Origin of the sequence: Seonamhaeicola sediminis (assembly GCF_004358095.2) — a bacterium.
GTDB lineage: Bacteria > Bacteroidota > Bacteroidia > Flavobacteriales > Flavobacteriaceae > Seonamhaeicola > Seonamhaeicola sediminis.
Window position 1 is genome coordinate 219,608 of sequence record NZ_SMZJ02000003.1, and the last position, 24,094, is coordinate 243,701.

The 24,094-nt window shown below is 33.2% G+C and carries 19 protein-coding genes; 5 read left to right on the forward strand and 14 right to left on the reverse strand.

Translation table 11 applies throughout. The features are described 5' to 3' along the window. Window positions 1-28: 28 nt before the first annotated feature. Together ilvB and ilvD are read right to left on the reverse strand one after the other, a co-directional pair. A complete protein-coding gene (gene ilvB, locus E1J38_RS05600; protein ID WP_133356188.1) occupies window positions 29-1,762 on the reverse strand; it encodes a biosynthetic-type acetolactate synthase large subunit in 1,734 nt (577 codons plus the stop codon). A 47-nt stretch (window positions 1,763-1,809) separates the two neighbouring features. After that, window positions 1,810-3,492, reverse strand: a complete 1,683-nt coding sequence (gene ilvD / locus E1J38_RS05605; protein ID WP_133356189.1) for a dihydroxy-acid dehydratase — start codon at window positions 3,490-3,492, stop codon at window positions 1,810-1,812. 622 nt (window positions 3,493-4,114) lie between these two features. On the opposite strand from ilvD, the gene metK reads away from it, so the two are divergent. From metK to E1J38_RS05625, 4 genes are all read left to right on the forward strand, one after another. Next, window positions 4,115-5,368, forward strand: a complete 1,254-nt coding sequence (metK, locus tag E1J38_RS05610) for a methionine adenosyltransferase (protein WP_133356190.1) — start codon at window positions 4,115-4,117, stop codon at window positions 5,366-5,368. Between the two features lie 631 nt (window positions 5,369-5,999). Further along, window positions 6,000-7,442 (forward strand): circularly permuted type 2 ATP-grasp protein, encoded by a 1,443-nt coding sequence (locus E1J38_RS05615; protein WP_133356191.1) that lies wholly within the window; start codon window positions 6,000-6,002, stop codon window positions 7,440-7,442. A gap of 5 nt (window positions 7,443-7,447) precedes the next feature. Beyond that, complete coding sequence (locus E1J38_RS05620; protein WP_133356192.1) at window positions 7,448-8,374, forward strand: alpha-E domain-containing protein; 927 nt, start codon at window positions 7,448-7,450, stop codon at window positions 8,372-8,374. Between the two features lie 6 nt (window positions 8,375-8,380). Further along, window positions 8,381-9,349 (forward strand): transglutaminase family protein, encoded by a 969-nt coding sequence (locus tag E1J38_RS05625; protein ID WP_133356193.1) that lies wholly within the window; start codon window positions 8,381-8,383, stop codon window positions 9,347-9,349. Between the two features lie 2 nt (window positions 9,350-9,351). On the opposite strand, the gene E1J38_RS05630 is transcribed toward E1J38_RS05625, so the two are convergent. From E1J38_RS05630 to rsgA, 11 genes are all read right to left on the reverse strand, one after another. After that, entirely contained in the window at window positions 9,352-10,329 is a 978-nt protein-coding gene (locus E1J38_RS05630; protein ID WP_133356194.1) for a polyprenyl synthetase family protein, read from the reverse strand. 92 nt (window positions 10,330-10,421) lie between these two features. Next, complete coding sequence (locus tag E1J38_RS05635; RefSeq protein WP_133356195.1) at window positions 10,422-10,790, reverse strand: gamma-glutamylcyclotransferase family protein; 369 nt, start codon at window positions 10,788-10,790, stop codon at window positions 10,422-10,424. 20 nt (window positions 10,791-10,810) lie between these two features. Then, window positions 10,811-11,851 carry a dual-specificity RNA methyltransferase RlmN gene (gene rlmN / locus E1J38_RS05640; protein ID WP_133356196.1) on the reverse strand — a complete coding sequence of 347 codons (1,041 nt, stop codon included), beginning with the start codon at window positions 11,849-11,851 and terminating at the stop codon, window positions 10,811-10,813. 175 nt (window positions 11,852-12,026) lie between these two features. Further along, complete coding sequence (gene queA / locus E1J38_RS05645) at window positions 12,027-13,076, reverse strand: tRNA preQ1(34) S-adenosylmethionine ribosyltransferase-isomerase QueA (protein WP_133356197.1); 1,050 nt, start codon at window positions 13,074-13,076, stop codon at window positions 12,027-12,029. Window positions 13,077-13,214: 138 nt separating this feature from the next. Continuing rightward, window positions 13,215-14,438, reverse strand: coding sequence for a 3-phosphoshikimate 1-carboxyvinyltransferase (locus E1J38_RS05650; RefSeq protein ID WP_133356198.1), 1,224 nt, complete (start codon window positions 14,436-14,438; stop codon window positions 13,215-13,217). Window positions 14,439-14,544: 106 nt separating this feature from the next. Continuing rightward, window positions 14,545-14,871, reverse strand: a complete 327-nt coding sequence (locus tag E1J38_RS05655; RefSeq protein ID WP_133356199.1) for a nucleotide pyrophosphohydrolase — start codon at window positions 14,869-14,871, stop codon at window positions 14,545-14,547. Further along, entirely contained in the window at window positions 14,871-16,886 is a 2,016-nt protein-coding gene (locus tag E1J38_RS05660) for a DUF3858 domain-containing protein (protein ID WP_133356200.1), read from the reverse strand. Before E1J38_RS05660 ends, E1J38_RS05655 begins: the two co-directional genes overlap by 1 nt. After that, complete coding sequence (locus tag E1J38_RS05665) at window positions 16,887-18,884, reverse strand: DUF3858 domain-containing protein (RefSeq protein WP_133356201.1); 1,998 nt, start codon at window positions 18,882-18,884, stop codon at window positions 16,887-16,889. It lies immediately after the preceding gene. Window positions 18,885-18,890: 6 nt separating this feature from the next. Further along, entirely contained in the window at window positions 18,891-20,789 is a 1,899-nt protein-coding gene (locus E1J38_RS05670; RefSeq protein ID WP_133356202.1) for a DUF3857 domain-containing transglutaminase family protein, read from the reverse strand. 230 nt (window positions 20,790-21,019) lie between these two features. After that, window positions 21,020-21,472, reverse strand: a complete 453-nt coding sequence (dtd, locus tag E1J38_RS05675) for a D-aminoacyl-tRNA deacylase (protein WP_133356203.1) — start codon at window positions 21,470-21,472, stop codon at window positions 21,020-21,022. Further along, the gene (gene rsgA, locus E1J38_RS05680) at window positions 21,469-22,419 is read right to left on the reverse strand and encodes a ribosome small subunit-dependent GTPase A (RefSeq protein ID WP_133356204.1); all 951 of its coding nucleotides are present in this window, start codon (window positions 22,417-22,419) and stop codon (window positions 21,469-21,471) included. Before rsgA ends, dtd begins: the two co-directional genes overlap by 4 nt. Window positions 22,420-22,508: 89 nt before the next feature. On the opposite strand from rsgA, the gene E1J38_RS05685 reads away from it, so the two are divergent. Continuing rightward, window positions 22,509-22,961: a hypothetical protein gene (locus E1J38_RS05685; RefSeq protein ID WP_133356205.1), complete on the forward strand. Its 453-nt coding sequence runs from the start codon at window positions 22,509-22,511 to the stop codon at window positions 22,959-22,961. A gap of 45 nt (window positions 22,962-23,006) precedes the next feature. Here the strand turns inward: E1J38_RS05685 and E1J38_RS05690 are convergent, their stop codons facing one another. Next, window positions 23,007-24,089, reverse strand: coding sequence for a bifunctional 3-deoxy-7-phosphoheptulonate synthase/chorismate mutase type II (locus E1J38_RS05690; RefSeq protein WP_133356206.1), 1,083 nt, complete (start codon window positions 24,087-24,089; stop codon window positions 23,007-23,009). Window positions 24,090-24,094 lie beyond the last annotated feature (5 nt).

Genomic DNA, 24,094 nt, shown 5'->3' on the forward strand with positions numbered 1-24,094 from the left:
TTCTTTTAACATGGTTCTTTATTCTTTTTTAACTTAATCTAATGTCAGATACCGAAGCTCCTGAAGGAATCATAGGGAATACATTATCTTCTTTCTCAACACAAACTTCTAGGAAGTAAGATGATTTGGAAGCAATCATTTCCTGAACAGCATCCGCTAATTCCTCTCGCTTTGTAACACGTTTTGCATTAATATGATAACCTTTTGCAATGGTTACAAAATCAGGATTTGTCATTTCTGTAGAGGCATAGCGTTTATCAAAAAACAATTGTTGCCACTGACGTACCATTCCTAAAAATTCATTATTCAAAACTACAATTTTTACGGGTACTTCTTGTTGGAAAATAGTACCTAATTCTTGAATATTCATTTGATAACCACCATCTCCAATAATAGCAACAACCTCACGGTCTGGCTTTGCCATTTTAGCACCTATAGCTGCTGGTAATGCAAACCCCATAGTACCAAGGCCTCCTGAGGTAATATTACTTTTGGTCTTATTAAATTCAGCATATCTACAAGCAATCATTTGGTGTTGACCAACATCTGAAACAATAGCTGCATTTCCCTTTGTCTGTGAATTTATTTCCTTAAGAACCTCACCCATTGTTAAACCTTCCTTTTCAGGAAGCAAATCAGATTTGATTACTTTTTCATATTCAATTTTATACAAATCTTTAAACTCCTGATGCCAATCTTCATGTGAATTTGCATTAAGCTCTTTTAATAACAGTGCCAAACTTTCTTTACAATCACCTAAGACAGCAATATCTGTTTTTACATTCTTATCTATTTCAGCTGGATCTATATCAAAATGAATAACCTTAGCTTGTTTAGCATATGTATTTAAATCACCTGTAACGCGGTCGTCAAAACGCATTCCTATGGCAATCAACACATCGCATTCATTGGTTAATTTATTGGGCGCATAATTACCATGCATTCCCACCATACCCACATTTAATGGATGTGATGTAGGAATAGCTGAAGCCCCCAAGATAGTCCATGCTGCTGGCACTCCAGATTTTTCAATTACTGCTTTTAACTCTTCTTCAGCTTCACCAAGAATGACACCTTGACCCCAAACAATTAATGGTTTTTTAGCATTGTTGATTAATTCAGCGGCAGCTCTCAAAGATTCTAGATTAATTTTTGGTGCGGGCGTGTAACTTCTTATTCCAGTGCACTTTTTATAAGAAAAATCAAATTCTTGAAACTGTGCGTCTTTAGTAATATCTATTAAAACTGGCCCTGGCCTTCCACTTCTTGCTATATAAAACGCCTTAGCCAAAACCTCGGGAATATCTTCGGCTTTAGTAACTTGATGATTCCATTTGGTAACTGGGGTAGAAATACCAACAATATCTGTTTCTTGAAAAGCATCACTTCCTAACAAATGTGATGGTACTTGTCCTGTAATACACACTAGTGGCGTAGAATCTATTTGAGCATCAGCAATACCTGTTACTAAATTTGTTGCTCCTGGACCAGAAGTTGCCATTGCTACTCCAACTTTTCCTGATATGCGAGCATATCCTTGAGCTGCATGTGCTGCACCTTGTTCATGACGCGTTAATACATGATGAATTTTTCCTTGATATTTAAACAATTCATCATAAACCGGCATAATGGCTCCACCAGGGTAGCCATATAATATATCAACCCCTTCTTCAATCAAACATCTAATAATAGCCTCACATCCGGTGATACGCTCCGTTTTGGTAGCTGCCGTTTTATTGGTTTCCATGGTTTCAGTATTCATTTTATAACTTTTTTACCTTTTGCTTTGCATCAGGTCGTATTTTATTTTTAATATTTATCTGTAACACATCCTTCTGAAGCCGACGCCACAGATCGTGCATATTTGTATAATATCCCTTTGGTATGTTTTAATGGAGGTGCTTGCCATTTAGCCTTTCTACTTGCCATTTCCTCATCTGAAATATTTAGGTTAATTGTATTATCCTCGGCGTTAATCGTAATGGTATCTCCTGTTTCAACCAAAGCAATGGTTCCACCAACTTGTGCTTCTGGCGTTACATGCCCCACAACAAAACCATGTGTTCCTCCAGAGAAACGACCATCTGTTATTAAGGCTACGGATTTACCCAAACCTGCTCCCATAATCATAGATGTAGGTTTTAGCATTTCGGGCATTCCAGGTCCTCCTTTTGGTCCTACATAACGAATAACGACGACGTTTCCTTTTTCCACTTCACCATTAGAAATCCCTTCATTTGCATCAGGCTCACTGTTGTAAACCACTGCTTTTCCTTCAAATATCAAACCTTCTTTTCCAGATATTTTTGCCACAGCACCTTCTTCGGCTAAGTTTCCTCTTAATATTTGTAAGTTTCCAGAAGATTTTAAAGCTTTGTCTGTACTGTAAACTACATCTTGCTCTTCGAACTCCATAGCTTCTACATCAGCAAGGTTTTCGGCTAGTGTTTTACCTGTTACGGTCATACAGTCTCCATGTAAAAGGCCTTTCTCTAACAAATATTTCATAATTTTAGGCGTGCCGCCAATACCATGAACATCTTCCATTAAATACTTTCCTGATGGTTTTAAATCTCCAATAAGTGGTGTTCTATCACTAATTTTTTGAAAATCTTCTAAGGTAAACTCTATATCAGCTGCATAAGCAATTGCCAAGTAATGTAGTACCGCATTGGTAGAACCACCTAGAGCATTTACTAAAGTAATGGCATTCTCAATAGACTTTTTAGTTACAATATCTTTTGGTTTTAAATCGATTTCCAAAAGATTTTTCATGGCTTTAGCCGTACGTTCAGCTTCGGTAAGTTTACTTGGGTTTACAGCTGGAATAGATGAGTTATACGGTAACGCCATTCCCATGCATTCTATTGATGACGCCATGGTATTGGCAGTGTACATTCCACCACAAGCTCCTGCTCCTGGAATTGATTTCTTAATTATTTCCTTGTATTCTGCATCATCAATTTCACCGGCAATTTTTTGACCTAAAGCCTCAAAAGCAGATACAATATTCAATTTGCGACCTTTGTATTTCCCCGAGGCAACACTTCCTCCATAAACCATAATTGAAGGTCTATTAAGTCTTAACATAGCTATAATAGCACCAGGCATATTTTTATCACATCCAACCACACCAATTAATCCATCGTAAGCCATACCATTCACTACAGTCTCCATAGAATCTGCTATGATATCTCTAGAGGCTAAAGAGTATTTCATTCCAGGAGTACCCATAGAAATACCATCAGAAACACCTATAGTACCAAATGTTAATCCTACCTGACCCGTTTCGTTTATACGTTTTTTAATTTCAGCGGCTATATCATTCAAATGCATGTTACAAGGATTTCCGTCATATCCTGTACTTCCTATAGCAATTTGAGGTTTCTTTAAATCTTCTTCTGTTAAACCAGTAGCGTATAACATAGCTTGTGAAGCTGGTTGAGATGGGTTTTGAGTAACTGTTTTGCTGTATTTATTAAGTTCGCTCATGTTTTTTATCAATAATTTTAAATCTTTACCTGTATTTATGTTGATAATTCAACAATTTTAAGAGTTTTAACAAAAAATGCTAATTTATGGTCAACGAAAATAAAGCTTTAACCATTTTTAAGTTTTTCTTAATATAAAACAAGGTTAAATTCACGATGCAAAAAAACACAATAAACTACTTATTAACAGTTATTTAACTTCATTTTTTTATGATGTCCAATACTTGAAAAAAATCACAAAAAAACCTTCCGTAATTTTAGGAAGGCTTGAACTGTATTTTATTTTTATTAAATAACACTTCCTATCACTATGAAATAATCACAATGACAATGACAGGAACGATATTAGAACATAAATTTTTCATCTTGAACATAACAAATATTTACAATTAAAATCTTCTAGCCAAAATTTTGGTTAAAAAAATAAAAATTGAATAGTGTTTCTATTAAATTTTATATTTTTGCGCTCACATTAATAGAGGAAAGATTTGACTGATTGCAACCTCTTCTAATCTATTTCATTAAACAAGAAGATTCTGAATAAATTAGAAATAAAAAATGCTAAAGGCAGTGTTTGCTTCCTTGACGTTTTCCGTCAAATCTCACTCGGTAAATTATAAAAAATGTCTTATTTATTTACTTCAGAAAGTGTTTCTGAGGGACACCCAGATAAAGTAGCAGACCAAATTAGCGATGCACTTATTGATAATTTTTTAGCTTTTGATGTAGATTCTAAAGTAGCCTGCGAAACCCTAGTTACTACTGGACAAGTGGTGCTTGCTGGCGAGGTTAAGTCAACCACTTATTTGGATGTTCAAAAAATAGCCCGAGAAACCATTAACAAGATTGGTTATACCAAAGGCGAATACATGTTTGACGGGAATTCTTGTGGTGTGTTTTCGGCTATCCACCCACAATCTCCAGATATTAATCAGGGTGTAGATCGTGGTAATAAGGAGGAACAGGGTGCAGGTGACCAGGGAATGATGTTTGGATATGCTACCAATGAAACTGAAAACTACATGCCCTTAGCTCTTGATTTGTCTCATAGAATATTAATAGAACTCGCTGCGTTGCGTAGAGAGAACAAAGATATTACCTATTTAAGACCAGATTCTAAAAGCCAGGTAACCATTGAGTATAGCGATGACAACATACCACAACGTATTGACGCTATAGTAATATCTACCCAACATGATGACTTTGCAGATGATGACACCATGTTAGCTCAAATTAGAAAAGATATTGTTGAGATATTAATTCCAAGAGTAATTGCAAAATTACCTGAGGCAACTCAAAGTTTGTTTAATGACAATATCAAATACCACATTAACCCAACAGGAAAATTTGTTATTGGCGGGCCACATGGTGACACTGGGTTAACCGGACGCAAAATTATTGTAGACACCTACGGTGGTAAAGGTGCCCATGGCGGTGGTGCTTTTTCAGGAAAAGATCCAAGTAAAGTAGATAGAAGTGCTGCTTATGCTACGCGACATATTGCTAAAAACTTAGTAGCTGCAGGTATTGCAGATGAAGTTTTAGTACAAGTTAGTTATGCTATTGGTGTTGTTGAACCTATGGGTATTTTTATTGATACTTATGGAACATCAAAAGTTAATGTTAGTGATGGAGACATAGCTAAAAAAGTATCTCAAATTTTTGACATGCGCCCTTTTGCAATTGAGGAACGTTTAAAATTACGCTCACCAATGTATAGCGAAACAGCGGCATACGGACATATGGGACGAACCAACAGAACAGTAACGAAAACTTTTTCACAAGCAAACGGAAATAGTATTACTCTTGATGTGGAACTTTTTACTTGGGAAAAATTAGACTATGTAGATAAGGTAAAAGAGGTCTTTGCATTATAAAAATCCTCTAAGTTGAATTTCTAAAAAGCTTCCAAAATTGGAAACTTTTTTACTTACTCAAAATTACAACTTAATCCATACCAAAGTGAAAGCCTGTTGCTATGTTATTTTAAACCGGCAACAAATTGTATTTAACTTACAATACCGCATCTCCAAGAGCTAAATATAGCTTAACCAGTAAACTAAATTACCAGTATTAAGAGCTTGCTTTTGTTTATCTTTTATGCGTTCACTATCTAAACTGCTTTTTGGTTTTTTCTCACACATATTTAAGCTAATATTTCTACCACCCTAATTTGAAGTCGGTAATTAAACAAAGCTATTGTAAAAAATCTAGTACTGAAAGACTTTCGGATATCTAGTTCATTTTTAAGAAGTGGTATAACTTTCAAAAATGTTTTCATTTTGCTTTCTGTTTACAAAGACACAGTTTTTATACTAATGGTCACCTGAAGGCTTTTTATTAAATGATATTAAAAGAATAATAACAAAACATCTTTATATTGTTAAATCCCTATTTATTATTTACTAAAATAAAGGTTTTGATAATTTATTTATTGACAATTGTTAAAATATGTGATAATTATTCAATTTTTTATAGATTTGATGGAAGAACTCTCAAAATACTAAAATGCAAGAACCATCCTTTTTTTCTTCTTATGATTTTTTAAAAGATACTTGGGATGAAATGTTTACAAATAACCACGCATTACGTGAACAGTATGAAATCATTAGCAATTATTTACAGCACACATCTGCTGAAGAACTTTCTAAAAAAGAAGAACTCTCTAAGCAATTGTTCATGCACCAAGGGGTTACCTTTACTGTTTATAATGATGAAAAAGGTATTGAGAAAATTTTTCCATTTGATATCTTACCAAGGATAATTACATCAAAAGAATGGGGCAAAATTGAAAAAGGCATTAAGCAACGCATCACAGCCCTAAATCTTTTTATAAAAGATATTTACAATGACCAATTTATTTTAAAAGATAAAGTTGTTCCTGCCAGTTTAATATATGATTGCCCATACTTTTTAAGAGAAATGAAAGGTGTTGCACCTCCTTTTGATATTTATGTTCATATTACAGGGGTAGATTTAATAAGGAACAATGATGGGGAATTTTATGTTTTAGAAGATAATTTAAGAACTCCATCTGGTGTTAGTTATATGCTTGAGAATAGAGAAATATCTAAGCGCATTTTTCCTGGTATTTTACCTAAATGCAATGTACTATCCGTTTCTAGTTATCCTGATATTCTCTACAAAAAGTTATGCGAGTGCAGTACTCAGGACAACCCCAATGTAGTTTTACTAACCCCAGGCATATACAATTCAGCATATTATGAACATACCACTCTAGCGCGCTTAATGGGAATTGAACTTGTTGAAGGTTCTGATTTAGTTGTAAAGGATCATGTGGTTTATATGAAAACTACTTTTGGACTAAAACGGGTTGATGTAATTTACCGCAGAGTTGATGATGATTTTCTTGATCCTATGGAATTTAATTCAAATAGTGTTCTAGGTGTAGCAGGTATCATGTCTTCCTACCGCAAAGGAAACGTCACCATAGTAAATGCACCGGGTACTGGGATAGCAGATGATAAAGCTGTTTACACATTTGTTCCTGATATGATTCGATACTACTTAAACGAAGAACCTATATTAAAAAATATTGAAACCTATCAACTTGGTAAACCTGAAGACTTAGATTACGTGAAAAAAAACATCAACAAAATGGTTATTAAAAAAACTGATGGCAGTGGCGGGTACGGTATGTTGATGGGGCATGAAGCAAGCAACGAGGAAATTGACAACTATTTTAAAGTTGTTAATAAAAACCCTGCTGCTTATATAGCACAACCTATTTTAAAATTATCTACTGCACCTTGTTATATAGATGGCAAACTATCCCCTAGGTGTGTAGATTTAAGACCTTTTGCTTTATATGGGCCAGATGGTATTGATATTTGCCCGGGTGGATTAACTCGCGTGGCACTTAAAAAAGGTTCCTTAGTTGTGAATAGTTCGCAAGGTGGAGGTAGTAAAGATACTTGGGTAATTAAATAATTAAAATGCTTAGTAGAGTAGCAAATAACTTAATCTGGATGAACCGCTATATGGAACGCGGCTACAGCGTTTTGAATTTACTAAAAGTGAATTACTCTGCGCATCAAGATTCTCCTGATCTTTTCCCCTGGACTCCTATAATTAAAAACTATTGCGGTTCTGAGAGTGGTTTTTCTTCAGAAAATTCCATTGAGTGTATTAATCACATGGTTTTTAATTTAGACAATCAAAATTCTATAATTAATTTAGTTACCAGATCGCGTGAAAATGCAAGAAGTGTTCAAGAACATATTCCAAGAGAGCTATGGCTTGGTATTAATAGCTATTATCTCTATTTAACAAAGCCAGAACTACCAAGTAAACTATACCAAGAAGACCCAGTGGTTTTCTTAGACAGACTATTAAACCATCAATTACTCTATTACGGAAAAATTGATATCACTCAAGAACGAGGTTCTGCCTATTACTTTATGGATATTGGTAAATTTTTGGAGCGCGTCATTCAAATCTCTGATCTTGCTTCCATGAAATTAAAAGAAATTGCAAAAACATCTGATGCTTTAGAACGTAGTTTCCTGTGGAAAAATTTTTTACTTTCCATAGGTGCCTACCAGCTCTATTTAAAAAAATATAAGTCTACATTTCAAGAGGATTTCATAATAAAGTTAATATTTCAAGAACAATTATTCCCAAAATCCTTGTACTATTGCGTTAACAAATTAAGTAGACATATAAACCAGCTTATACAAACGAATGAATTGGTCAATAATGATTTAGAATTCCTTTTAGGAAAACTACAAAGCACCATTCAATACACAACTATAGAAAGCATTAATGAGCAAGGATTAACTAATTTTATTGCTAGTATAAAAAATGATATCTCAAATATCTCCTTAAGCATTAATAATGTGTATTTTTCAAACCAAAGTTAGGTTGTTATGGCTTTGTACTTCATAAAACATCTTACAAAATACACATACAGCGGCAATGTGATTGATGGGGCAAACCAAATACGTTTGTACCCCTTTAATAATGAATTTCAAAAGGTAATATCACAAAACATAACAATAAACGGAAACCCAAACGTTACCACCTACCAAGATTTCTTTCATAATACCGTTGGTACGTTTATGTTAATTACTCCTCACAATTTTTTATCAATAGAATCTGATATTGAAATCTATACGCAACCTGTTATTTTTCCAGAAGACAGAGCAAAACCTGAAGAGCAATGGCACCTTTTAGAGTCTTTAAAAAAAGATATTCAGTTTATGGACTATTTAAAGTTTATAACTTTTGATGGGACACCTGATATTAAAGAAATGATTGCTTCAAAAGACAAATCTCTTTTATCACCATACAAAGTAGCTTTAGAGTTCTGTGAGTTTATCTATGACAACTTCAAGTATATACAAGGCATTACTGATGTAGATTCTAAATTAGATCAAGTTTGGAAACTTAAAGCTGGTGTTTGTCAAGACTTTACCAACATTTTATTGCAAATGGTACGTATGATGGGCATACCAGCTCGTTATGTTAGTGGCTACATTTGCCCTGGAGATTCCAAAACTAGAGGAGAAGGCGCTACACATGCCTGGATAGAAGTCTATATTCCCTATTATGGATGGTTAGGTTTAGACCCCACCAATAACCTAATAGCCTCTGAACATCATGTAAAACTTGCTGTAGGCAGAAATTATAAAGATTGTACTCCTGTTAAAGGAGTTTTTAGAGGTCATGTAACCGATAGCTTATTTGTAAAAGTAAATGTTAGTGCAACAAAAACCCATACCAACATTACCACAGATGAAACTGATGTAGAAAAATCTAATACTGTTAAAAAAAGTATCACTCAAAATAGCTACCGGCAAAACTTAGAATTCGTTCAACAACAGCAGCAGCAATAAAATTACTTCTTCCTGTCAATCACATAATTAACCATCAGTTCTAGGGAGTTTTTAAACTCTGACTCTGGATAATCATTAAGCATAGAAAGTGCTTCTTCTTGAAAGGCTTTCATTTTGGTTATGGCATAATCTAGTCCACCATTATCTTTCACAAAGGCAATAACTTCCTTTACACGCTTTTTATCTTTATTATGATTTTTAACCGAATTAATAAGCCAACTCTTATCTTTTTTACTTGAATTATTAAGTGCATATATTAAAGGTAAGGTCATCTTTTGCTCTTTAATATCAATACCCGTTGGTTTTCCAATGGCTGTGTCTCCATAATCAAATAAGTCATCTTTTATTTGAAATGCCATTCCAATAAGTTCTCCAAATTTTCGCATTTTTTCAATATGCTCTGAGTCTGGTTTTACCGAAGCGGCCCCCAAGCTACAGCAAGCAGCTATTAATGTTGCTGTCTTTTGACGGATGATTTCATAATACACTTCCTCAGTGATATCTAATTTTCTCGCCTTTTCAATTTGAAGCAACTCTCCTTCACTCATCTCTCGTACTGCTACAGAAATGATTTTAAGTAAATCGAAGTCATTATTATCTATAGATAACAACAAACCCTTGGATAGCAAAAAATCACCAATTAAAACTGCTATCTTATTTTTCCAGAGAGCATTTACAGAGAAAAACCCACGACGTCTATTACTATCATCAACCACATCATCATGAACCAGCGTTGCTGTATGTATTAATTCTATTACCGATGCACCTCTGTAAGTGCGTTCTCTAACCTCTCCATTTGAAACCATTTTGGCCACTAAAAACACGAACATGGGGCGCATTTGCTTTCCCTTACTATTTACTATGTAGTGAGTAATCCTATTCAACAACGCTACTTTACTTGACATTGACAATTGGAACTTTTGTTCGAAAAGCTCCATTTCAAAGGCTATAGGTTGCTTTATCTGTTCAACTATTTTCAATATAAATTTTTAAAGAGATTTCAAATATAATATTAATTGTTTTATTGAAATTCAGCTATATTAAATTACTATTTTTTAACAAATAACTTTGATTACCATTTTCCTGAAGGTATTATTTGATATTCCTCTGTCGCTACTTTAGATGTGTTCAAAATATAAATAAATACTCTTTTTCCTTCGAGATTAATACACTCTTTATTAAAAAAGTTTTCTTTATTATTCGGGTTATAACCTTCAAGTTTGTCTAAACTTTTTTCTATCATTTCATCAATAACCTCATAAATTTCCCCATGAATTGCCGTATTACCATTTTTGACAACCCCAGGAAACGAATGCAAATTAATCATACTGTATTCTGGTTTTGTTGTATAGTCTCGTACTTTTTTAGAATCCCTTAATAGCTTATGGTTACAATAACCCTTTTTTAGTGTTCCATAAACAAAATAATAATGCTTATTCATAACTTAAATAATTCTATAGGCTATTTTTTATTAGCTAATTGTCCGCAGGCCGCATCAATATCTTTACCTCTACTTCTACGGATTGTAACTGTAATACTATTGGCCTCCAAAACTCTTTGATACATATCTATTGCTTCTGGATTAGCCTGTTGAAATTCACCATCATCAATAGGGTTGTACTCAATAAGGTTCACTTTACTTGGTGCAAACTTGCAAAATCTCACTAAAGCCTCTACATCAATACGCCTATCATTTATACCTTTCCAAACCACATATTCATAAGTAATTCTGTTTTTGGTTTTAGTATACCAATATTGCAGCGCTTCTCTTAAATCTTTAAGAGGAAAGGTTTTGTTAAATGGCATAATAGTATCACGCACTTCATCTATGGCAGAATGAAGAGATACGGCTAACTTGAACTTTACGCTATCATCTGCCATTTTCTTTATCATTTTTGGCACCCCCGATGTGGATACTACAATACGTTTTGGAGACATACCTAATCCTTCTGGTGAGGTAATCTTATCTATAGCCTTTAATACATTATTGTAATTCATAAGCGGTTCTCCCATTCCCATAAACACAATATTACTTAGTGGCCTGTTATGATATAACCTACTTTCTTGGTCTATGGCAACCACTTGGTCATAAATCTCGTCGGGGTTTAGATTACGCATTCGTTTTAAACGTGCTGTTGCACAAAACCTACAATCTAAACTACACCCCACCTGACTTGACACACAAGCTGTTGTTCTTGATTCGGTTGGAATTAATACCGATTCTACTACTAAACCATCGTGCAATCGTACTGCATTTTTAACCGTACCATCGTTACTACGCTGCATGGTATCAACCTTAATATGGTTAATTGTGAAATTATTCTCAAGCATTTGGCGTGTACTTTTTGACAGATTAGTCATGTCATCAAAACTATGTGCAGATTTCTGCCATAACCATTCATAGACCTGATTCCCACGAAATGCTTTATCACCTTCATTCACAAAGAATTCTCTTAGTTGATCTTTGGTTAATGCTCTAATATCTTTTTTGATAATTCCCATAAGTTTTGCAAAAATAACGAAAGGAATTTTGTCCCGATAGCTATCATTATATGATTTTTGGTTTAAGGATTACTAATTTAACTTTGTGTTAGAAATTAAGATATACTTTGACAAAGCTATGCGTATAAAAAAAGCCCCGATAAACGAGGCTTTCATATAATATATTTAAACTTTATTAAATGATTAACATAGCGTCTCCATAGCTATAAAATCTATATTTTTCTTTAACCGCTTCTTCATAAGCTTTCATAATGAAATCATGACCAGCAAATGCCGAAACCATCATTAATAAAGTTGATTTTGGCGTATGAAAATTAGTAATCATGCAGTTAGCAATACTGAAATCATATGGAGGGAATATAAATTTGTTAGTCCACCCATCCATTTCATTTAGCAAACCGTTTGAAGACACTGAGCTCTCAATAGTTCTCATTGCTGTTGTACCAACGGCACAAACACGTTTTTTGTTTTGAATAGCTTTATTTACAGTTTCTACGGCAAACCTGTCTATAGAAATTTCTTCGCTATCCATTTTGTGTTTAGAAAGATCCTCTACCTCAACTGGGTTAAAGGTACCTAAACCAACATGCAAAGTTACTTCAGCAAAATTAACACCCTTAATCTCTAACCGCTTTAATAAGTGCTTAGAAAAGTGAAGTCCTGCTGTAGGCGCTGCAACGGCTCCTTCGTTTTTGGCATATATAGTTTGATATCTATCTTCATCCTCTGGCTCTACATCTCTTTTGATATACTTAGGCAATGGCGTTTCACCTAGTTCTTGTAGTTTTCTTCGGAAATCTGAATATGAACCATCATATAAAAAACGTAATGTTCTTCCTCTTGAAGTGGTATTATCAATAACCTCTGCTACTAAAGTTTCGTCATCACCAAAATACAGTTTATTACCAATTCTTATTTTTCTAGCTGGATCTACTAAAACATCCCAAAGGCGTTGCTCTTCATTAAGTTCTCTCAATAAAAATACTTCTATTCTGGCACCAGTCTTTTCTTTATTACCGTATAATCTGGCAGGAAATACTTTTGTGTTATTTAGTATTAATACATCATCTTGATCAAAATAATCAATGATATCTTTAAACAGTTTATGTTCAATGGTTTGTTCTTTTCTGTTTAGAACCATTAAACGCGATTCATCTCTGTTTTCTGATGGGTATTCTGCTAAAAGTTCTTGAGGTAAATTAAAGCCAAAGTTTGATAATTTCATGTACTCTTTTTTAAAATAGTTTGGTGTAAAAATCGATATTCATATTTATAAATAATGGATATCCTTCTCTACAGATATTTTTAGAAAGTTGCAAATATACAATCTGCAAACAGGGGTTGTCAAGTAATTAACTAATTATTATTGAGATATTTTAAAACCAATAGATTTTAAATCGTTCCAGAAGGTTGGATATGATTTTGAAACCACCATAGCATCTTCAATCACAATAGGCACTCTTAAAGCAATGGGAGCAAATGCCATAGCCATTCTATGATCATTGTAGGTTGCAACAGACACCAATTCTTTGATGTTATTTGAAGCCTTTAAATGCAGGGATTTATCAGTTATATAAACTTCTCCTCCCAGTTTTTCTATTTCGGTTTTTAAGGCTACAAGTCTATCTGTTTCCTTAATTTTTAAGGTATGAAGACCAAACAAATCACAGGGAATACCCAAAGTAAAACAGGTTACGGCGATGGTTTGCGCTATGTCGGGTGCATTTTTTAAATCTAGTTCTAAAGGCAATACATCTGTAGTTACTTTTCTTAAGGTCAATGTGTTATCTCCAAAAATAGTCTCTACTCCAAAATGTCTATAAATATCAACTAAAATTGAATCTCCTTGTAATGAATTTTCTTTGTAGGATGATAACGTAATTTCTGTACCAACATTACTAATGGCCGCAATACTAAAGTAGTAAGATGCCGAAGACCAATCTGACTCTACTACTAAGGTTTTAGGCATTGAGTTTTGGGTATTGGGCTTAACACTAATGACATTATCTTCAAAAGATGTTTCTATTCCAATTTCATGTAATAGACTTAAGGTCATTTTTATATATGGTACCGACGTGATTTCTCCTTGAAGAGTTAATTCAAGTCCGTTTTCTAATCTTGAAGCAATGAGTAATAACGCCGAAATGTATTGACTACTAACGTTAGCTGCCAATGATACTTTACTTTTAGTTAGCTTTTTCCCTGTTATTTTTAAGGGAGGAAACCCTTCGTTTAATTCATACTCAATATCAGCGCCTAATTGCTTTAAAGCTTCTACTAAAATTTTAATAGGACGCTCTTTCATGCGCTTAGATCCAGTAAGTATCACTGTTCTTCCTTCTTGAATTGCAAAAAAAGCGGTAAGAAATCGCATAGCAGTACCTGCATGATGGATATCTACTATTTCAGAAGTTGAATCTAATGCACTAGTCATTAGGTTACTATCGTCTGAATTCGATACATTTTTAAGTGTAAAAACAGGATATAGTGCTTTTAAAAGCAGCAGCCTATTAGACTCGCTTTTAGACCCTGTAATTTGTACTGAAGACTGTTTTGCAACCTCAGATTTATGAAGTGTAATTTGCATACCTATGAATACCTCTTATAAACAAGCTGCAAATTTACTGGATAATGGAGATTAATACTATGAAACTTATTGATTTTTTTTATGGACTACTTTCTCTAATAAAAAATCATTTCAATTTTTCATTATTGTGATGCCTATCATGGTCTCGTTTGGCTTTTTTTTCCATTCTTCTATCAAAAGCTTGCTGTAAATTGGTACCTGTTTGATTCGCTAAACACAATAACACAAAAAGTACATCGGCCAATTCTTCGCCTAAATCCTTATCCTTGTCACTTTCCTTTTCGCTTTGCTCTCCGTAGCGGCGCGCAATAATGCGTGCCACTTCTCCAACCTCTTCGGTAAGTTGTGCCATATTAGTAAGCTCATTAAAATAGCGTACCCCATGTTCATTTATCCATTCATCTACAATTTTTTGAGCGTTTTTTATATCCATTATACTTTTGTTAAAACTATTTGTTCTGCTTCTTTCTGGATAAATGTATTAAAATATTCTTTTAGAGCCTTATAATGTACAGGAGATATGATTGCCGTGTTAATTTGTGTTTCAATAGCTACTTGAATAGTACTACCATTACCCATAATGTTGTAACTAAAAGACCCTAAGTTATCTGGCAAAGCAAAAGCTACAGACTCTGGAGTACTTTCTATTTTATATCCTTCTGGAATATTAATTAAAACCTTATAAGAGATCGTAGAAGGGTATCCAAAATCTACTGGAAACTCTCTTTTTTCTAATTTAAAAGGATTTTCTTTTGTTCTTAGATGAAATAACGGTGAAAAATACATTTTCTCTCCAATGATATCAACTTGACTTTCTTTTAAAAATTTATAAGATTCTATAATTGGTTTTGATAAATCTATATCGTTTTTAACCACATAATTTTCAATTTCAATACCTTTATACGTATTCTCTAGTTTTTCTAAAAATTCATCTTTATCTACTCTTATGTAATTGTTCCTAAAAGCAAGTGCCCTATGATTAGTTTTAGTGCTTCTATAATTTCCATGAATTGTTCCCTCTTCATCTATCTTCAACATCATGGACACTAAATTCTTTGACTTTGTTCTAGGGTATAAATCTACTACACTAGACCCACCATTTTCTGCCACTATTCTACCCTGCCAATTTAAAGCTCTTAATGGTAGAATATTTGGAATAGCATATTGATCTGTTGCATCCAACAAAGCTTCAGAGCCATCAGGTAGTTTTACCCATGACACCACATAATTATAGCCTTCTCTGGTTGGAAACAATGGCACCCCATGAGTTCTTGTACTTACTAAAACGGGGTTTGCATTTAAACCCGTATAGCGAAGCATAGCAGTTAACATTAAGTTTATATCACCAGAATTACCTACATGTTCTTTATAAGCTTTTTTGATATCCTCTGAATAAAAGCCATAGTAACCATTCCACTTTACCTGCGATTTAACAAAATTAAAAATCAAAGCAGTCTTTTGAACAGGGTCTGAAACCGAAGCTAATAGCGCATCTATATCGTTCTTAAAATAGGCTGTTTTATTAAGTTCGCCTCCAAAACTAGAACTCTTATAAATTCTTTCTACAACATCTTGCCATGTGGTAGAATAATACTCTATTGCTGAATGAGGAAACTTCGTGAAGGATAGTTCATACTTAACAGATGACCTATAATTATTTATATTATTTACGTAGGGTTCATCTTTAATCGCCGAAATATTCTCGAGATTATAGGTGAAAACATTCTTTTTGTATTCAATCTCACCCGTTCTGTAAAGGCTTTTTGTATCCAACTTAGTATTTTCAGTTATGGGAACCTCAGTTTTATAGTAAAGTTTATCTCTTTTCTCTTCCTGAGTGGGCTGAAGTACTAAATACCCTTTAGTTCTTGGTTTAAAACTATAATACTCTGGCACCTCAAAAATAGCTTCTATCTTTTTTGTTGGAATACTGTGCTGAAAAACAAACTCATCTATATTAGACCAAAAAGGTGAGACTAAGGTATATTTATATTCTATTACACAACCAGGTTTTACATTAGGCATTGTAAATTTAATTTCGGCTAAATACCTATTAACATCTGATTTAAATACCTCGTTTTTATCTACTTTAGCCTGAATGACTTTACCGTTTTCAATATTAAATGTATATGCTTTAAAATCAGTCATTTTCTCTTCTAACCCTACCCCATCTTTGTATAGATTCACCTCCTTAGTTGCATAGTCAAATCCATCTTGATTATAGATTTTTATGCGCGCATGCATTTCTGTATGAAGCTTAAAACCATCTGACCTATGATAACTAAAATAAGAGTGCCTTTTTTTAAACAAATAAGCAGCATTAGCATTGGAATCTATAGAACAAACTTTTTCCACTAATTCCTCTTTTGAAACCTTACCGAATTTGTAATTCTGAGCCGAACAGAAACAAGTTGCGAATACTAAAAGAAATAGACCTTGATACTTCATCTATACTTTTGTTAAAACTATTTGTTCTGCTTCTTTCTGGATAAATGTATTAAAATATTCTTTTAAGACCTCATAATATATTGGTGATATAATAGACTCATTTATTTGTGTCTCTACCATTACTTGAATGTTGCGCCCACCACCCTTCACCATATAACTAAAAGACCCTAAATTATCTGGTAACGCTAAGGCTACAGACTCTGGTGTACTTTCTATTTTGTATCCTTCTGGAATACTTAAAATCACTCTAAACGATGTAAGGGATGGATATCCGAAATCTACAGGAAATTCTCTTTTTTCTAATTTAAAAGGATTTTCTTTTGTTCTTAGATGAAATAACGGTGAAAAATACATTTTCTCTCCAATGATATCAACTTGACTTTCCTTATTGAATTTATAGGACTCTTGAATGGGTTTGGACAAGTCCATATCATTTTTAACAGTATAATCAGAAATCTCTATCCCATTGTACCTGTTTTCCAATTTTTCTAAGAAATCATCTTTGTCTGCCTCATTATAACTATTTCTAAATGACAACGCTCTGTGGTTTGTTTTTATACTTCTGTAACTACCCTCTAAAGCACCTTCCTCATCTATTTTAGCCATCATAGTAACTGAATTTTCAGATTTATTTTTAGGATATAAATCAATAACCCCATAACCACCGTTTTCAGCAACAATTCTTCCCTGCCAATTCAAAGCTCTTAAAGGTAGTATATTGGGAACTGAATATTTATCTGTAGCATCTAGTAAGGCCACTTTATCATTGGGTAATCTTACCCAAGTAACCACATAGTTATATCCTTCTCTAGTAGGAAATAAAGGCACCCCATGCGTTCTAGTACTAACTAAAACAGGATTTGCATTTAAACCAGCATATCGCAACATAGCTGTTAGCATTAAATTAATGTCACCACTACTACCTGCATGACTTTTATATGCCTTTTTAACATCATCGGCATAAAATCCATAGTATCCATTCCATTTAACTTGAGACTTCACATAATCAAAAATCATAGCCATTTTTTCTTCTGCTCCTGATACTGAACCTACCAGTGCATCAATATCGCTTTGGAAATAAGCCGTTTTTTTAAGCTCGTCACCAAAATTTGAACTTTGGTAAACTCTATCTACAACATCTTCCCATGTAGTTGAGTAAGTCTCTATTTGTGAGTTTGGAAACTTAGTATAAGAAAGCTCATATTTTGCCGATGACCTGTAGTTATTAATACTATTAACAAAAGGCTCTTCTTTTAAAGCTGGGATATCTTGTAAATGATACTTACTAACTTGTCTATAATAGGCTATTTCTGAGTTATCATAGACTGTTCCTCCTATTTGCGATCTTGATTTGTCTACAAATCTTATAACCCCATTTTTATTTTCTACTTCGGGAACAACAGATAAAAAGCCCTTTGTATTTACTTTAAAATTATAATATTCAGGTACATCAAATTCTGCCTCTAACTTTTTTATTGGTATATCATGCTGAAAAATAAACTCGTCAACATTAGACCAATATGGGGAATTGATTTGGTACTTAAATTCTATAACAGAACCAGGCTTTATGTTTGGCATTGTAAATTTTACACTATTAGAGTATTTGTTAGCTTCAGACTTAAAAATATCATCTTTACTGAGCTTTTCTGATACAACTTTACCTTTTTCAATATTGTAGGTATAGGCTTTTAAATTAGAAATTTTTTCTTCTCCACCGCTTCCATTATAAAGCCTAACCTGTTTTGTTGCATAGTCAAATCCTTCTTGGTTATAAAATTTTATACGTTCATGTATGTCTGTTTTTAAAACAAATCCTTCATCCTTTATATACTCGTAGTAGGTGCGTCTAAATTTATATAAAAAAGCAGCATTTGCTGTTGAGTCTATAGAACAAACTGTTTCTTTAAGCTCTTCTTTAGAAACCTTTCCAAATTTATAATCTTGTGAAAACATCAAATTTGTGATACATAGAACAAATACAATTAGTATAACTCTCATGGTATATTATTTTTTAATTAATGCTATTTTGGCGTTGTCTTGTTTTGAAACCTCTTTATAAAAGTCTCTAAAGCCTTCATAATCTTCTTTTGGAAAATATCCATCTGTAATTATAAATTCTCGGTTGTATACTAAAGTGTTTTCATCTTTAATATTTAATTCCATTTTGTAACTGCCATACTTATTTTCTATTAAAACATTTTCTGGCTTAGATTCAATTTTATAATCACTTGGTAGTTTAATTTCTACTGAGTCAATATCTTTAAAGCCTCTTTTTATTTGAAGTGGCAACTTTCTTGATCTATATCTGTCTGGAATATGTCTATTTCTATTTAATGCATTTAAGGTCAATAACATTCGGTCTCCTACTATTTTGGAATAGTTTAACGCATTAAAGCTAATGTTTTCAATAAACTCAATATTATCTCTATCATTAATAATCTCCATATCATCAATACTAAGTCCGTTAATATAACCCCAATGTTCTTTATAATGCATATCTAAATCTCTACTAGTTTCGGTTTCTAATAAATATTTATCATCATATTGAATGCCTTTTGAAATCACCGTTACTTTAGCTTTAATGGCTCCTTCATTTGAAATATTACATACTCCTTTTATACTTTGAAGACTTTCATCAACTTTATACTTTTTTGTGTGTTCAATTTTTCCTCCTTCTGGCGTAATAACAAGCACATCTCTATCATCGGTGAAATCTCCAATAAAACCAAATGGTAATTTCTGACTGGTACACTCCAGCCATATATCTTCACCATTTTCTTGAGGAATGTTTAGTATGGCATGATTACCTTGCATAGACGCAAAGTCATTCTCCATACTTCTTTGTGAACTTCTAGCATACAAAACGGTAAAATGAGAATCTATACCAACAGCTTTTAAAAGAGCCATGGTGTAATTAGTTAACGCTTTGCAATCTCCGTAACCAAGCTCATCCACTTTAGAAACGTTAAACGGTTTCCAACCTCCAATACCTACTTGAACACTGATATAACGCACCTTATCTTGAACATATTGATATACTATTTTTGCTTTCTCAAGATCACTTTTAGCTCCATTTACCAGACTTTTAATTTCTTTTAAAGTACTTTGTGGCAAATCTTGTGTATCTTTAATTAAGTCATGATACATCCACTTTCCAAAGTCCTCCCAATTTTCTACATGAGCACTTACACCTTCCAAAGTAAATTCATTTGACGCTACTAAAACCCTTGGTGCTATTGCAGAAAGTGACGGACTAAAATCTTCGGGTTTAATAGCCTCTATATCTTTAACTTTAAATGATAAATAGTTTTCTAACACAACTTCTTCTAAGTTTACATTTTCAAAGTTTCTTTTCTTAGTTCTAACCTTTATATCTGAAGGAAAACTTAGACTATAGGAGCTTTTCTGAACACTTAAATAATAATCATTAAGCGGATAAAAGGATTCAATAAATGCCGTATTTTTATCTACATACTCACATGAAATCTCTATTGTGTATGGATAACTTATTGGAGTGTACTCGAGATATTTGACTCTAGAATCTGAGTACAAAGTACCACCATCAACAGCACTTACATCCTTAAAATCTTTCTTCTTTATCTTTTTTATTTGCCTACCAAAAGCATCAAAAACGATAGCTTCCAAACTAATAATTCTCTTATTATCGTCATAATATAAATAGGCATCTATATGATCATTTCCTTGTTTATTAAGTACCGTAACTACACGTTTTTGAACAACATGCATGTCACTTGAAGACCTTAGAGTTACATCAATACTATGTTCTCTAATTACCGCATTAGCGTTTTCTTTAAGATTATTGGGTATGGTTAAACTGATATTGTTTTGTGAAAAAACACTAAGTGTCACAAGTAAAAAACTTGTAAATAATTTAACTCTCATAAAGTAAGTTGATAGTTTTTCTGGGTTAAATGTATTATGATAATTCTCAAAATATTATGAGAAAAATCAGGTTTGTTGGTTAATATTAGTTTTTTATTACTAAAAATCTCACACAAGATATAAGAAAATGAGAGAAAAACAAAAAACACTTACAACTGTTGTTCCAAATGGGAATAGAAAAATATAGTTTAAACTGACTATAGATTAGCGCCTTAAAAGAATTTAAAAAACTATTCTTTGTTTTTAGTATCAATAATTATAGTTACTGGCCCATCATTAACCAAACTTACTTGCATCATGGCTCCAAATTGTCCGGTTTGCACTATTTTACCCAAATTTATTTCCAATTGTTTAACAAAACTCTCATACAACGGAACCGCAATATCTGGTTTTGCTGCTTTGATATAACTAGGTCTGTTCCCTTTTTTGGTAAGGGCGTGTAATGTAAACTGGCTAACAACAATAATATCACCATTAACATCTTTAACAGATTTATTCATAACTCCATTGTCATCTCCAAATATGCGAAGGTTAACTATTTTGTTTGTTAACCAATTAATATCATCAGGGGTATCCTCTTCTACTATACCCAATAAAATTAAAAGGCCATTTCCAATAACAGCAGGAATTTCTCTTCCTATGGTTACACTAGCTTTAGATACTCTTTGCAATACTACCTTCATTCTACTTCCCAATTATCGGTTCTATAATTTTCATCATCACCTTGTAAAATTTGCAAATAACTCCGGTATCTAGAAAAGGCTATTTCCTCATTATCAAGCGCTTTTTTTACCGCACACTTGGGTTCTTGTACATGCAAACAGTTGTTAAATTTACAACCTTGCTTTAGGGCAAATATTTCAGGAAAATAATCACCTACTTCTTCTTTATCCATATCTACCACTCCAAAACCTTTAATACCTGGTGTATCTATAATTTTTGCATTAGAATCAAGATCATACATTTCGGCAAATGTTGTGGTATGTTGCCCCTGCATATGCAACGTTGAAATCTCTTTGGTCTTTAAATTCAAATCTGGCTGAATGGCATTTACCAAAGTAGATTTACCAACCCCTGAATGACCAGAAAACATACTTACTTTATCTTTCATAAGAGCTTTTATCTTGTCAACATTTTTTCCTGTTTTAGCTGATACTCCTATGCATTCATACCCTATTTTACGGTAAACATGTGCTAAATATTTTACCTCTAAAAGGGTTTCTTCATTATAAGTATCTATTTTATTAAACAGTAAAACCGTTTTTATGGAATAGGCCTCGGCAGTCACTAAAAACCGATCTATAAAACTTGTTAAGGTGGGAGGATTGTTAATGGTTATCATCAAAAAAACCTGATCAAGGTTTGCAGCAATAATATGAGTTTGCTTAGATAGATTTACAGATTTTCTAATAATATAATTTTTTCTATCGTGAATTTTATGGATGATTCCAGACTCAACATCGTTTGCCCTTTCCAATTCAAAATCTACCAAATCACCCACTGCAATTGGATTGGTGCTTTTAATACCTTTAATTCTAAATTTACCCTTAATACGGCATTGATAGGTATCTCCTAACTGTGTTTTTACAGTATACCAACTCCCTGTAGATTTATAAACAAGTCCTGTCATATTCAATTCAAAAATAAATGAAATTATTCGTTTTTTTAAGTAAGAATAAGTTTATATTGGTGGTTGAATTTTTTAAAAAAATCAACAACATGAAAAAATTATTAATCATTACGACTATCCTAATAGTTAGTTTTACCGAAATTAATGCTCAAGTTGAGTTTAAGGTTATTACAAGTGTTGAATCTATTGTTCCAAATGGTTTAGGTAGATCCAGACTTATTTCCGCTAGTTCAGAAAGAGATTTTGAAGAATTTACTTCCGAACAATCCGAAGAAGATCACACACGAAACAAATCAAAACGCAATGAAATTCGTGTTAAAGACTTTGAAGAAACAAAGCTTTTAAACTTTTATAATATTGGTGGCATACGTTTTCAAAATATTGCTTCTAACGATGCGTTAATTTCCTCTAAAATTACATCTATGGTAGCCGAAGGTTGGGAATTGGCTTTTGTTACCAGTGCTGTTGAAAGTGATAGCGGTAAAGATGACGGGCAGGGAATTTTTATTACACGATACATTTTTAAGAGAAACCTAGAATAACAAAAAGCCTCACAAATGTGAGGCTTTTAAATTTTCTATAAATAATTATCCGTTTATAATCTTCTCTTGATGATTAATAGATTCTTGATGAATGGCTTTAAACATTTTAAGTATAAACTCTTCACTTAAGCCATGATCTTGACCTTCCAACACCATTCTTCCTAAAATTTCGTTCCAACGCTTACTTTGTAAAACAGCAACGTTTTTCTCTTTTTTAAGCTTACCAATGCCATCTGAAGCTTGCATACGCTTACCAAGCATATCAATAATTTGATTATCTATAACATCAATCTGCGCTCTTAAATTACCCAACTTGCTATTGTATTCTGCTTCAGGATCTGCCTCCTTTTTTACTTTTAAATCGCGCATCATTTGAATTAACATATTTGGTGTTACTTGTTGAGAGGCGTCACTCCAAGCATTTTCAGGATCATGATGTGTTTCTATCATTAAACCATCAAAATTAAGGTCTAATGCAATTTGCGAAATATCAAATACCATATCTCTTTTTCCTGTAATATGCGATGGATCATTAATTAATGGAATATCCGGAAACTTATTTTGAAACTCTATAGCCATTTGCCACTCTGGGTTGTTTCTAAATTTGGTTTTTTCATACGTAGAAAAACCTCTATGTATAGCGCCAATGTTTTTAACACCAGAACTATAAATTCTTTCAATACCTCCTAACCATAATGCCAAATCTGGGTTTACAGGATTTTTTATTAGAACTGGTTTTTCTGTTCCTTCTAATGCATCTGCAATTTCCTGCATTATAAATGGGCTTACTGTAGAGCGAGCGCCAATCCAAAGCATATCAATATCATGCTCTAAAGCTAATTTTACATGTGCCGCATTGGCTACTTCTGTGCACACTTTCATGCCTGTTTCGGCCTTCACCTTTTGTAGCCACTTTAAACCCAATGCTCCAACACCTTCAAACATTCCTGGTCTTGTTCTTGGTTTCCAAATACCTGCTCTAAAATAATTTACATCGGTATCTTTAAGCTCGTGAGCTATTTTTAAAACTTGCTCTTCAGTTTCGGCACTACAAGGGCCTGCAATTACTAGTGGATGGTTTAACTTCATATCATCTAACCATGCTCTCATTTCTTTTTTGTTTTCCATAATTG

What these genes read in the sequence shown, in the direction of transcription:
- rlmN (WP_133356196.1), bottom strand. Translation starts at nt 11,851, where the DNA reads ATGGGAATTATCAAAAAAGATATTAGAGCATTAACCAAAGATCAACTA.
- E1J38_RS05620 (WP_133356192.1), top strand. Translation starts at nt 7,448, where the DNA reads ATGCTTAGTAGAGTAGCAAATAACTTAATCTGGATGAACCGCTATATG.
- E1J38_RS05635 (WP_133356195.1), bottom strand. Translation starts at nt 10,790, where the DNA reads ATGAATAAGCATTATTATTTTGTTTATGGAACACTAAAAAAGGGTTAT.
- E1J38_RS05690 (WP_133356206.1), bottom strand. Translation starts at nt 24,089, where the DNA reads ATGGAAAACAAAAAAGAAATGAGAGCATGGTTAGATGATATGAAGTTA.
- E1J38_RS05625 (WP_133356193.1), top strand. Translation starts at nt 8,381, where the DNA reads ATGGCTTTGTACTTCATAAAACATCTTACAAAATACACATACAGCGGC.
- E1J38_RS05655 (WP_133356199.1), bottom strand. Translation starts at nt 14,871, where the DNA reads ATGGATATAAAAAACGCTCAAAAAATTGTAGATGAATGGATAAATGAA.
- ilvB (WP_133356188.1), bottom strand. Translation starts at nt 1,762, where the DNA reads ATGAATACTGAAACCATGGAAACCAATAAAACGGCAGCTACCAAAACG.
- dtd (WP_133356203.1), bottom strand. Translation starts at nt 21,472, where the DNA reads ATGAAGGTAGTATTGCAAAGAGTATCTAAAGCTAGTGTAACCATAGGA.
- E1J38_RS05650 (WP_133356198.1), bottom strand. Translation starts at nt 14,438, where the DNA reads ATGCAAATTACACTTCATAAATCTGAGGTTGCAAAACAGTCTTCAGTA.
- E1J38_RS05685 (WP_133356205.1), top strand. Translation starts at nt 22,509, where the DNA reads ATGAAAAAATTATTAATCATTACGACTATCCTAATAGTTAGTTTTACC.
- E1J38_RS05615 (WP_133356191.1), top strand. Translation starts at nt 6,000, where the DNA reads ATGCAAGAACCATCCTTTTTTTCTTCTTATGATTTTTTAAAAGATACT.
- ilvD (WP_133356189.1), bottom strand. Translation starts at nt 3,492, where the DNA reads ATGAGCGAACTTAATAAATACAGCAAAACAGTTACTCAAAACCCATCT.
- metK (WP_133356190.1), top strand. Translation starts at nt 4,115, where the DNA reads ATGTCTTATTTATTTACTTCAGAAAGTGTTTCTGAGGGACACCCAGAT.
- rsgA (WP_133356204.1), bottom strand. Translation starts at nt 22,419, where the DNA reads ATGACAGGACTTGTTTATAAATCTACAGGGAGTTGGTATACTGTAAAA.
- E1J38_RS05670 (WP_133356202.1), bottom strand. Translation starts at nt 20,789, where the DNA reads ATGAGAGTTAAATTATTTACAAGTTTTTTACTTGTGACACTTAGTGTT.
- E1J38_RS05660 (WP_133356200.1), bottom strand. Translation starts at nt 16,886, where the DNA reads ATGAAGTATCAAGGTCTATTTCTTTTAGTATTCGCAACTTGTTTCTGT.
- queA (WP_133356197.1), bottom strand. Translation starts at nt 13,076, where the DNA reads ATGAAATTATCAAACTTTGGCTTTAATTTACCTCAAGAACTTTTAGCA.
- E1J38_RS05665 (WP_133356201.1), bottom strand. Translation starts at nt 18,884, where the DNA reads ATGAGAGTTATACTAATTGTATTTGTTCTATGTATCACAAATTTGATG.